The organism is Chitinophaga sp. (genome assembly GCF_019236475.1).
Lineage (GTDB): Bacteria > Bacteroidota > Bacteroidia > Chitinophagales > Chitinophagaceae > Chitinophaga.
Map to the genome: position 1 here is coordinate 828,301 of NZ_JAFAIX010000012.1, position 11,461 is coordinate 839,761.

The window sequence follows — 11,461 nt, forward strand, 5'->3', positions numbered from 1 at the left end:
TAGGGGTTGTTTTTGCAATATTTTAACCAATAGTTTTATAATCATTCCATTAAATTTGCCTAATATTCTTTTTCTTAAGTATTAAGATTTTTATGAAAAAAATAATTTTTACCCTTGGGCTCATAGCCGCTTCATTAGGAGTTTTCGCACAGGATGGTGGTTCACCGATGAATAAAGCGATGAATTCTGTTACCCATTCCAGGGATTTCCTGATGATTCAGGTGGCTTATGATGGCTGGGCCGGATCTCCAGACAGCGTGAAAACCGGTTTCAACAGGGGCTTTAATATTGCATTCATGTATGATATGCCTTTTAAGAAATCTAAGTTCAGTATTGCTCCGGGTCTGGGTATCAGCACCAGTGGCGTTATGCTGAAAGATCATACCATGGATGTAGCTGGCCGTGTAAACACCAGTGACGTTACTTTCCCTTACACTACTGCAAACAAAAGATATAAAGTAGCTACTACTTATGTGGAAATTCCTATTGAGTTGAGATATCGTTCCGTACCGGACAATGCCAACAAGGGTTTCAAAGCTGCTATCGGTGTGAAAGTAGGCGCATTGCTGGATGCTCACACCAAAGCGAAATTCACAGGTCCTAACGGCGCTAAAACTACCGACAAGGAAAGAAACAATCAGTTCTTCAACCCTTGGCGTTTTTCGGCTACTGCCCGCGTAGGTTATGGTAACTTTGGCGTATTTGCCAGCTACTCCCTGAATCCATTGCTGAAAAACAGCGATAAATACGATATCAGATCTTACCAGATCGGTATTGCCCTGAGTGGTCTTTAATACCAATAAACGAATATAGAAAAACGCGTCCTGCTTTGGCGGGACGCGTTTTTTATTGCATTGTAGAAAGGGAATTATTTTCCAGTAAATGCCGGTTGGCGTTTTTCCAGGAAAGCCTTCACTCCTTCTGTATTATCGTCTGAATTACCTGCAATTTCCTGGCAATAGGCTTCGTATTCCAGCACCTCATCCAGGCCTTCTGTCATGCCTTTGGTAAGCATTTTCTTCATGAGGGCAATTGCTTTCGTAGGGGCATTCGCGTAATACTTCGCCTCTTCTGCCACTGCCTCATCCAGCGCGGAGGCTGGAACTACCTTATTTACCAGGCCCATTTTCAGGGCTTCTTCTGCACTAACTTTGGTGGCTTTGGTAGCCAGTTCAAAGGCCCGGTGATAACCTACCGTTCTTGGCAGGAAGTAAGATGACCCAGAATCCAGCACCAGCGCGATGTTGATAAAGATCTCTATCATACTGGCGGTTTCGCTGGCAATAATGATATCGCAAGCCAGGGCGAGGGAACATCCAGCGCCGGCAGCTACCCCATTCAGTTTGCAGATGACAGGTTTGGGCATATTCCTGATAGCACGAATAATTGGATTATACCGTTTATGCAGGGATTCGCTCAAATTCCGTTTACCCCCCTCCATGGCTGCTTTAAGATCCTGCCCGCTACTGAAGGCCTTTCCAGCACCTGTCAGTACTACCACCCTAACGGTAGCATCTCGTTCTACTTTCTTTAATGCGTCCTGCAGTTCATAACTGAGAGGATCATTGAATGCATTGTATACTTCCGGTCGGTTCAGGGTGATGGTAGCAATACCATCCTTGATGTCAAGCGTTAAAGCAGTCATGGAGTTTATTTTGGTGTAAATGAATGAATATTAAAGGGTTTCTTTCAGCCAGTTGAAAAACTCACGTTGCCATACAATGGCATTCTGTGGTTTCAGTACCCAGTGGTTTTCTTCTGGGAAATACAGCAACTTGCTCTTGATACCTTTCAGTTGTGCCAACTGGAAGGCTTGCAACCCTTGCTCGATAGGTACGCGGAAGTCGATGCCGCCCTGGATGATAAGAATAGGCGTGTTCCATTTGTTGGCGTACTCACTTGGGTTGAAGTGTTTATAAGTATCGGCATTGGCTTTATCCCAATATGCGCCGATGTCCCAATTAGCGAACCAGAGTTCTTCGGTGGTGCCGTACCAGCTTTTCAGATCAAAAAGGCCATCATGTGCAATGAAGGTTTTGAATCTGTTTTCGTGTACGCCTGCCAGCATGTACACAGAGTACCCGCCATAGCTGGCGCCTACAGCTCCCAGCCTGCTCTTGTCTACATAACTTTCTTTACTCACATCATCAATAGCGCTCAGATAATCGCGGATCGGCTGTCCTCCCCAATCTTTACTAATCGATGCATTCCACTCTACACCATGGCCTGGCATACCACGACGGTTAGGCGCTACTACAATGTAACCCTGTGCCGCCATCAGTTGGAAGTTCCAGCGGTAAGAATAGAACTGGCTCAGTGCCGATTGTGGTCCGCCCTGGCAGTACAGTAAAGTTGGATATTTCTTAGCAGGATCGAAATCTGGTGGATAGATCACCCAGGCCAGCATTTCTTTGTTATCAGTGGTTTTGATCCATCTTTTCTCCACTTTGCTCATACCGATCTTATCGTAGGTAGCTTTATTCACCGTGGTAAGCGGTTGTACGCCGCCTTTGGTCAGATCTACGGTAAACACTTCCGCTGCGTGGTTCATATCAGTACGGGTAACCACCATGGTGTTGCCTGTTTGCGCTACCATATCATTGATATCGAAATCGCCGCTGGTAACCTGACGGATATGTTTTTCATTAGTGGCAGCGATATCTTTCTGCAAAGATATTTCCAACAGTTGCTCGGTTCCTTTAATTACCGCGAGGAAATAGATTTTTTTGCCATCATTGCTAAAGCGCGCGGAGGAAACAGTGCCATCCCAACCTTTGGTCAGGTTGGTTTTAACGCCTGTTGCACGATTCAGAACAATGATATCATTTTTATCTGCTTCGAAGCCATCATGCGCCATGCTCAGCCACAGCAACTGTTTGCCATCAGGGCTAAAAGACGGTGTAATATCGTAGCCCATCATGCCTTCAGAAAGATTGGTTGTCTTCCCAGAAGCAATATTATACTCGTAAACATCGGTATTGGTACTTATGGCATAAGCTTTACCGAATTTCTTTTTACATACGTATACGATGCTTTTTCCGTCTGCACTCCAAATCATATCTTCTGCACCGCCGGAAGGCATTTGTGGGCAATCGTAAGGCTCTTCTGCCATGATATCCACAGGGGCGCCTACTTTACCATCTTCATAAGTGGCAAAGAATACGTGGGAGAAGTTACCATCTTCCCAAGCATCCCAGTGACGGTAGTTCAGGTTATCATAGATCTGAACGTTGGATTTAGGAAGGTCAGTGTAGAAGTCATGACCGGATACTTTTTTGACTTTCACCTCTTTGGAAAAGAGGATATATTTTCCATCCGGGGAGACACGGATATTCTGCATGCCACCTTCTACATTGGTCTTCTGAACGGGGTTTGATCCGTCGGCGTTCATTTCCCACCACTGTCCCTTTAGGGAATATCCGATTTTGTTGCCTGGGAGCAGCGCCACATCACCTTCTGCACCAATCGTATTGGTGAGTTGTTTGGCCTCGCCGCCGACAAGCGGAATAGAGAAAAGATTTTTCTCACTTTTATTTTCTGAAAGTTTTACTTGGGAAACGCTATAGATAACGGATTTGCCATCTGCAGTCACTGTTTCTCCACTCACTCTACCTAGCTGCCATAGCAGCTCTGGCGTCATCTTTTCCTGGGCTGATGCTGCCATAGTTGTAAATAATAGTCCTGTCAGTAAAATTGGTTTATACATGTTCTGAAAGGTTGTTTAGAATCGTATAAATGTAACGATAAATGCTGGTCTAGGATTCATAATTAATAAGATTAACTTTGATCTCCTCAAGTTGGATATTAAAAATTGGTTGGCTATGTATAGATGTTATTGGTTACTAGTACTGATAATTACAGGAAATTTATTGCCCAAAACGGGCGCTGCGCAAACTTTTTCGACCGCATTCAAACCCTTTACCGGTACGCCTCGGAGCTATGTTTGCAAACGTACTTTCGATAGTATTCGTATAGACGGGCATCTGGATGAAGATTCTTGGAAAGCGGCAACTTGGTCTTCAGATTTTACGGATATTGAAGGGAGTCGAATGCCCGCACCGAATTACCGTACACGTATTAAATTATTATGGGACGAAAAGTATTTATACATTGCTGCCTGGTTGCAGGAGCCACATGTATGGGCTACACTGAAAGATCACGACGCGATTATATTTCATGATAATGATTTTGAAGTATTCATAGATCCAGACGGGGATTCTCATCAATACTTTGAGTTGGAAATCAATGCCCTCAATACTGTTATGGATCTGTTTATGAACAAGCCATATCGTAATGGAGGCCAGGCCATGCTTAACTGGGACACAAAAGGATTATTAACTGCTGTAAGTGTAAACGGAACACTGAATAATCCAAATGATATTGATTCTTCTTGGACAGTAGAAATGGCTATTCCATTCAGTGCGCTGCGTTATTTCGGAGAGAAAGAACGTCCAGCAGATGGCAACACCTGGCGTATCAACTTTTCCCGCGTAGAATGGGATACTGATATCCGTGACGGGAAATATGTGAAACGCGGAAACCCAGAGCATAACTGGGTTTGGAGCGCTCAGGATATTATCAACATGCATGCTCCTGAAAGATGGGGATATCTGCAGTTCTCCGAACAAAAAGCAAATGCAGGTACAGTGGCATTCAAAATGCCGGCAGAAGAAGAGATCAAACAACAATTATGGCTGGCATATTATGCGCAGCAGGAATATCGCTTTAAAAACGGACGCTATGCTAGTGCTGCGGCCCAGTTGAAACTGGCCGCGGGCAAGTATCCGCTGCAAATAGAAGGCATCAGCGGACAATTCACCGCCACTATAAAAGTGCCATCCTTGCAGAAATCCATCAGCATTAATCAAGAAGGAAAAATCTGGTCAGATAAATTATAACGGTAATGAATAAACGTCATTTTATCAAAACACTTGGACTGGCAGGAGTAGCTATGGCTGCACCTAAATTACCAGCGAGTGCTGAAGAGAAATCCGCGTCTATCCTTGAACGCAGGGGTGTTTCGCACAGGGTATGGATTAATCCGGATCATAAAGAAAAATATGAGGATCTGGTAAAGAAGTATGCCGGTTATAAGAAAGCAGGTATTGCAGATATCATGTTTGAAGCCGATAGCGAACAGCATTTCAAAGCGGCCAAAGCTAATGGTATCAAGGCACATCGCTGGATATGGACGATGAACAGAGGCGAAAAAGACCTGTTGGAAAGTCATCCGGAATGGTATGCACAAAACCGTAAAGGTGAATCCTGCGCTACTCACCCTCCTTATGTGGGCTATTATCGCTGGCTTTGCCCTAGTAAACCAGAAGTGGTAAATTACCTGAAATCCCAGGTAGAACAGAGCTTACAAAAGGATTATGTAGATGGCATTCACCTAGATTACGTGCGTTTCTGCGATGTAATTCTACCGGTAAACCTCTGGAGCCACTATAGTATAGATCAGTCAAAAGAATTACCGGAATATGATTTCTGCTACTGCGATACCTGTAGGAAAAACTATAAAGATAAATATGGCGTAGATCCGATGGATATTGAGCATCCGGATCAAAGTCCTTCTTGGCGTAAATATCGTTACGACCGTATTACGAATGTGGTGAATAACCTCGCACAGGTAGCCAAACAACATAAGAAAGCAATTTCCGCAGCGGTGTTCCCAACACCTGAAATTGCAAAACGGATTGTACGTCAAGACTGGACCAACTGGCCACTCACAGCAGTATGCCCTATGATTTATCATGGCTTCTACCGGGAGAAAATCGTCTGGATTGGTGATGCAGTAGCGGAAGGTGTGAAGGGCCTGCATGGCGCATTCCCACTATACGCCGGACTGTACATGCCCGACTTTAATAAGAACTACGATGATTTCAGGGAAGCAGTGAGACTGGCGATCGATAACGGTGCGGCAGGTGTATCCATTTTTGGAGAAGTGACGCCAGAAGTACTGAAAGTATTGGCGGAATCGTAAACGAAATGTTCCTACCCCACCGGGCAGAATCGACGATAAAATAAAAAAACCGGAAGTGATGTCACTTCCGGTTTTTTTTATAAAGCCTGTTCGCTTAAATATATTAGAACTTGTTGAAAGGTCTGTCTGCAACAGCTTTCCCGAAGTTTGCATTTGGCGTTTTACCCATAGTGATTTCCAGCGTACCACCTTTTACTACATCATTGTGCATGATATAGCTTTTCGTATATGGTTTACCGTTAAGTTTCACACTTTGAATATAGATATTCTCAGGGCTATTGTTAATGGTTTGTACCGTGAATTTTTTGCCGTCTTTTAGGGAGATAGCAGCTTTGGTGAACAGCGGACTACCAAAAACATACATGCCATTAGCAGGGTTTACGGGGTAGAAGCCCAATGAGCTGAACACGTACCAAGAAGACATCGCGCCACAATCTTCGTTACCAGCAAGACCTTCTGGTTTATCGAAGTAGAAATCTTTCATCACCTGTCTTACTTTCTCGGCAGTTTTCCACTGATCGCCGGCATAAGCATACATATACGTCACGTGATGGCTAGGCTCATTACCATGCGCATACATACCAATCAGGCCGGAGATATCGCTGGAGGCTTCTGCGCCCATATCGCCTTTGGCCGTGAAGAGGCTATCCAGTTTGCGGGAGAATGCAGCATCGCCGCCCATGAGGTGAACGAGTCCTTCCACATCTTGTGGTACCAGCCAAGTATATTGCCAGCCGTTACCTTCTGTGAAGTCGCCTTTCTCGTGGATAGAGTTGAATGGATCGTAAGGTGTTTTCCAGCTACCATCACTCATACGAGGGCGTACGAATTTAATAGTGCTGTCGAAATAGTTTTTATAGTAGCCTGCGCGTTTTTTATAGTATTCGAAATCTTCGGTTTTGCCGAGTTTCTTTGCCATAGCAGCGATACACCAGTCGTCGATGGCATATTCCATTGCTTTGGAAACAGATTCGTATTCTTTATCTGCAGGGATATATCCTCTTTCCTTTACATATTTTACACCCAGGTCATCGCGAGTAGAAGAGGCTTTCATAGCTTCAAAAGCTTCTTCGGCGCTGAAGCCTTTATAACCTTTGAGGTACGCATCCACGATCATTGGCACGGAATGATAACCCACCATACAGTTGGTTTCGCTTCCTACTAGTGGCCAGATAGGCAATTTGCCTTGTTGTTTGTAGATGGTCAGCAAAGAGTTAATGAAGCTGTTCACTTTTTCCGGATGGAGAATAGTGCTCAGCGGGCCCCAAGAGCGGTAAATATCCCAGTTGGAAAATACGGTATAGTTATCGAATCCTGGATTGGCGTATACTTTTTTATCAGTACCACGATAAGCGCCATTATGATCGTTGAAAAGGATCGGAGCAATCATCGTGTGATAGAGGGCAGTATAGAAAGTACGACGAACAGCCGGATCTGTGGTCTCGATGTCTACGCGGGAAAGTTCTTTATCCCATTTGGCATTGGCATTATTTACCACTTTCGCGAAATCCCATCCTGGCATTTCCGCAGTGATATTGGCCAATGCATTTTCGCTGCTAACAGGAGAAATACCTACTTTCAGCATTACCTGTCCTGGTGATTTAGCAAAGCTCATCACCGCTTTAGCGCCAACGGCTTTTACTTCGTTGCCGCTTACTTTTTTATCTCCGTCGAAGAAGGAAACATCTTTTAAAGGAACGTTACTTTTGATAGTAAACCATAGGCGCTGATCAACGGCCCATCCTTTGGAGTAGCGGTATCCGACGAGGGTATAGTCGTCTACCTTCTGAAAATAAGACTCTACGGCAGCATCCCAGCCAATACCTTCTTTCAGGTCCACGATGATGTTGGCCTGTTGATTTTGTGGGAAGGTATAACGATGCAGGGCTACACGTTCAGTAGCAGTCAGTTCAACATCTGTATTGTAATCGTCCAGGTGAACGGAGTAGTAGCCTGGTCTTACTTTTTCTTTTTGATGCGAGTAGTGGGAGCCGTATCCGGAAGTTGGATTTTCCTGTGTACCACGATTGGTGCGTACATTGCCGGTATAAGGCATGACGAGCACATCTCCGAGGTCGCCGATACCGGTTCCACTCAGGTGCATCTGTGAAAATCCAATCACCACGCTATCTGAATAGTGATAACCAGAGCACCAATCCCAACCCTTTACGATATTGGTAGGACCTACCTGTACGGCGCCAAAAGGTACGCTGGCACCTACAAATACGTGTCCGTGGCCTCCAGAGCCGATGTATGGATCAACGGCTGCTAGCGCTTTACTTTCTTTGAATGTGTTGGCAGCTGTCGGTTTATTCTGTGCGCCTGCCTGAATGCCGCAACATACCATCGCAGTGAGTGCGAGGGTGCGACCTATCTTGAATCCCGGTAACATAAACAAAACCTTTAAACCAGCAAGATACGTCACTATGTTATATGAAATTTGCTAAATTTTATACGTGCGTTAGCTCTTGGAACCCAGAATCCACCGAGGTTGCAGCGGATTTTGTGAGGGAAAGAAATTGTTTGGTAAGAATTTCGTATACAATCATCAGGTATAAAACCAAGCAGGGTAAGGCTTTCAGCGCATATGGAACTGCCAGATTTTTTCTGAACCATGGTGTGAGCAAATCCGAGTGAGAGAAACTGACCAGTAGAATGGCAAAAAACAGAAATATATTTTTCCACCTGGCAGGAGTCTGAATCACATACCAGATACAGATTGCCGGAACTGCAATGATGTAGGTAGGCGACTCAGAGCTACTGCTAAATAATACAGGGAAAAGTAGAACAGAGCATAGGATATAAAAACGGTAATTAATATCTCTTCGATAACGGAGCATTAAATATTGTGCAGCAAACAGGATGGTGCCCGGTATCAGTACCGCCAGATCGCTCAAATTAGGCAAACGTAATACCCGCTTGATAAATCCACCTGCGGAAATATCCTGGAAACTAGCTAGGTCTGACTGGTTTTTAGCATTTTTATGCACCAGGGCTGTGAGCCATTCCTGGTAAGAATTTACAACGTAAGAAGGGGAAGATATCACCATCGGCAGTACGAAGAGAAGGCCTGTCCACAGGAAAAGACCTGTAATGAAGCGCTTCGGGTGACTGCTAAAAAAGAAAAAAGCCAGGCCCACAATACCATATACTTTGGTAAGGGTTCCTAATATAATACAAAGGGTAGCGAGATAATCTTTCCCTTTGATGGTAAAGGCAAATGTCAGCAGGAGTAAAGCCAGAATGAACTGATTGAGTTGAAACCAGCCGCTGGCACCCAATAATTCCTGGCTGCAAAGGAGCAAAATGATATTCTGTTGTACGCGTTGCAGTGGTAATTGTCTGATCCCGTAGAAAATAGCGCCTGCCCCAGCGAGCGACCATAACAATGCTCCAATCTTTATCGGCAGCACGGCAAATGGCGCAATCAAAATACTGAAAACCGGACCATACAGGTTTACATCAAAGTATTCGGCAGGGTATTCAATATACAGTGGTTGCTGATGGATTAGGTGGAAAAATACCTGTCGGAAGATGAGGAAATTATTATACTGACCTCGAGAAATTTCTGTGATGGCGCCCAAAAAAGCAAATCCAAACCAAAGAAGAGCTATTAACCAATCTTTCTCTCCAAGAAAAGTCAACACATTCCTTTTTGCACGCATGACAGTTAAGTTGTATATAAAAATGAAACTACAGTACGGAATCTAGGTACAACTTAATGACGCATGACACGTGTCTCACCCTCTACTTCTTCCTCAGTAAAATTTTAATCATTGTGGGAAAACCAGTCGCGAGAACGCTGATTGAGAATAGTGATAGCTAAAAATGTAATGATAATCATTACAATACATATTGCAGAAATGGCAGCTAAAATCATAGAAAAAACATTTAGACATAACAATCCATCTACAAGATATAGCATATAGCTGGAATATTTATCTAATTTCACTGCCATAAACCAACCGTTAAAAAAAGACATCGTGAAAAAAATGATCCTGTACACAGGCATATTGTTATGCCTGGTGCACAACGTGCGTGCACAAAATGCTAAGGAATTTCTCCAATCATTTGAGACAGTCACCCGCAATAAAAGCGTGGAACAAGCCAAAGCACTTCTCTCCCCTGCGTTTCATGTTGGCTTCTACCCTGCTCCCTATGCATACGGAATGTTGGACAAAGCCTTTCGGAAAGACAGTCTCCAGAAACTGGTATTGAAAAAAGAAGAAACACTGCCTTCGGGAAAAAGGCTGTTGGTGAAGTATTACAACGAAGGACAAAAACCTTTCGAGACTTGGCTGTACCTCGACAGCGCCAATAAGCTCACTAAGGTGCAGTACTATGATGTATTGGCAGGCGTGGATCTGGAGAAGCCATCTGTATTGGCGGCAGTAATTCCGTTTACATTCCGTCGTGGTCAGATTATCATTACGCTTACCTTGAATGATAACCCCAAGCCGCTGAAATTGCTCTTTGATACTGGTGCAGACGGTATGGGGCTGAAAAAAAGTGTGGCGGATGAATTGGGCATTACCGCTTCCAGGAAGCAAAACGCCAGTGTGGTTGGCGCTTCTGCACAGATAGGCATTGCCAGCGGCATTACTATGCGTCTCGATACATTAACAATTCCCAACAATAACAGCGCTATTTTCCCTCAATTTGACGCGGAGCTCGACGGACTTTTCGGTGCTAATTTCCTGCGTAACTACATCACAGCCATCGACTTCGACAAACAAGTAATTCGCCTGTATACCATCGGAAAGTTTAATTATCCTGCCGAAGCGGCACTGCTGCCATTGGATTATTCCCGCGGTGTACCGGGCATTCAGAGCAAAGTGACATTGAATAATGGGAAGGTATTAGATGGTGAATTCCATTTCGATACAGGGGCAGGTTATCCGATGATCCTCTTTGGCCCTTCTGTACATAGGCATCAACTGGAAGAAAATTTCGCAGTGGAGTCTCAAAGTACCACTACCAGTATGGGACATTCTTCACCTGTTGTGAACGGCGTATTTACAGGCGTTGAAGTGGGGAAATGGCAACTGGGCAGCTTTACAGGCACCATGCAGCAATATCGGGAAGGTGATGAGAAATGGTCGCCAAGTGGAGATGGAAGCTTTGGTATTGAATTGATTAACCGCTTTAATTGGATCATCAACTTGGCAGATCATCAGTTTGCTGCAATTCCTAATAACAATTTTTCCATGCCAGCTAATTTTTGGATGAAGCATGTTGAATGGGGATTTGTAAATGGAAAGATGATCGTTAAAAGATTCATGCAAGGTTCAAGTGCGGCGGATAGTGGGATTTCCGAAAATGATGAAGTCATGAGCATTAACGGTGTGAAAGCGGAAGTATTCCAGGATATCGCCAATATTAAGAAATACCAAGAATTATGGAAAAATCAGGAGCTGAAAGTGGAAGTGAATAAATTCGGGAAACCCTGGAAAATAGATATTCCTTAATTCGTAAATT

At 44.2% G+C, this 11,461-nt stretch carries 8 protein-coding genes; 4 read left to right on the top strand and 4 right to left on the bottom strand.

Annotated features, from left to right (window positions below):
* Positions 1-92: 92 nt before the first annotated feature.
* On the top strand, positions 93-794 hold the full coding sequence (locus tag JO154_RS19600; RefSeq protein WP_291948661.1) for a porin family protein: 702 nt from the start codon (positions 93-95) through the stop codon (positions 792-794).
* 74 nt (positions 795-868) lie between these two features.
* On the opposite strand, the gene JO154_RS19605 is transcribed toward JO154_RS19600, so the two are convergent.
* Together JO154_RS19605 and JO154_RS19610 are read right to left on the bottom strand one after the other, a co-directional pair.
* On the bottom strand, positions 869-1,645 hold the full coding sequence (locus JO154_RS19605) for an enoyl-CoA hydratase-related protein (protein WP_291948663.1): 777 nt from the start codon (positions 1,643-1,645) through the stop codon (positions 869-871).
* A 30-nt stretch (positions 1,646-1,675) separates the two neighbouring features.
* Positions 1,676-3,664, bottom strand: coding sequence for a S9 family peptidase (locus JO154_RS19610; RefSeq protein ID WP_291948665.1), 1,989 nt, complete (start codon positions 3,662-3,664; stop codon positions 1,676-1,678).
* A 157-nt stretch (positions 3,665-3,821) separates the two neighbouring features.
* On the opposite strand from JO154_RS19610, the gene JO154_RS19615 reads away from it, so the two are divergent.
* Together JO154_RS19615 and JO154_RS19620 are read left to right on the top strand one after the other, a co-directional pair.
* On the top strand, positions 3,822-4,898 hold the full coding sequence (locus tag JO154_RS19615; RefSeq protein WP_291948667.1) for a carbohydrate-binding family 9-like protein: 1,077 nt from the start codon (positions 3,822-3,824) through the stop codon (positions 4,896-4,898).
* 5 nt (positions 4,899-4,903) lie between these two features.
* The gene (locus JO154_RS19620; protein ID WP_291948669.1) at positions 4,904-5,983 is read left to right on the top strand and encodes a family 10 glycosylhydrolase; all 1,080 of its coding nucleotides are present in this window, start codon (positions 4,904-4,906) and stop codon (positions 5,981-5,983) included.
* Between the two features lie 103 nt (positions 5,984-6,086).
* Here the strand turns inward: JO154_RS19620 and JO154_RS19625 are convergent, their stop codons facing one another.
* Both JO154_RS19625 and JO154_RS19630 read right to left on the bottom strand, forming a co-directional pair.
* Positions 6,087-8,375 carry a GH92 family glycosyl hydrolase gene (locus JO154_RS19625; RefSeq protein WP_291948670.1) on the bottom strand — a complete coding sequence of 763 codons (2,289 nt, stop codon included), beginning with the start codon at positions 8,373-8,375 and terminating at the stop codon, positions 6,087-6,089.
* 58 nt (positions 8,376-8,433) lie between these two features.
* Entirely contained in the window at positions 8,434-9,648 is a 1,215-nt protein-coding gene (locus tag JO154_RS19630; RefSeq protein WP_291948672.1) for a glycosyltransferase family 87 protein, read from the bottom strand.
* Positions 9,649-9,975: 327 nt separating this feature from the next.
* On the opposite strand from JO154_RS19630, the gene JO154_RS19635 reads away from it, so the two are divergent.
* Entirely contained in the window at positions 9,976-11,451 is a 1,476-nt protein-coding gene (locus JO154_RS19635; protein WP_291949721.1) for an aspartyl protease family protein, read from the top strand.
* The last annotated feature ends 10 nt before the right edge of the window (positions 11,452-11,461 follow it).

Coding starts and splice junctions, on each gene's coding strand:
- JO154_RS19600 (WP_291948661.1), top strand. CDS start 93: ATGAAAAAAATAATTTTTACCCTTGGGCTCATAGCCGCTTCATTAGGA.
- JO154_RS19605 (WP_291948663.1), bottom strand. CDS start 1,645: ATGACTGCTTTAACGCTTGACATCAAGGATGGTATTGCTACCATCACC.
- JO154_RS19610 (WP_291948665.1), bottom strand. CDS start 3,664: ATGGCAGCATCAGCCCAGGAAAAGATGACGCCAGAGCTGCTATGGCAG.
- JO154_RS19615 (WP_291948667.1), top strand. CDS start 3,822: ATGTATAGATGTTATTGGTTACTAGTACTGATAATTACAGGAAATTTA.
- JO154_RS19620 (WP_291948669.1), top strand. CDS start 4,904: ATGAATAAACGTCATTTTATCAAAACACTTGGACTGGCAGGAGTAGCT.
- JO154_RS19625 (WP_291948670.1), bottom strand. CDS start 8,375: ATGTTACCGGGATTCAAGATAGGTCGCACCCTCGCACTCACTGCGATG.
- JO154_RS19630 (WP_291948672.1), bottom strand. CDS start 9,648: ATGCGTGCAAAAAGGAATGTGTTGACTTTTCTTGGAGAGAAAGATTGG.
- JO154_RS19635 (WP_291949721.1), top strand. CDS start 9,976: ATGATCCTGTACACAGGCATATTGTTATGCCTGGTGCACAACGTGCGT.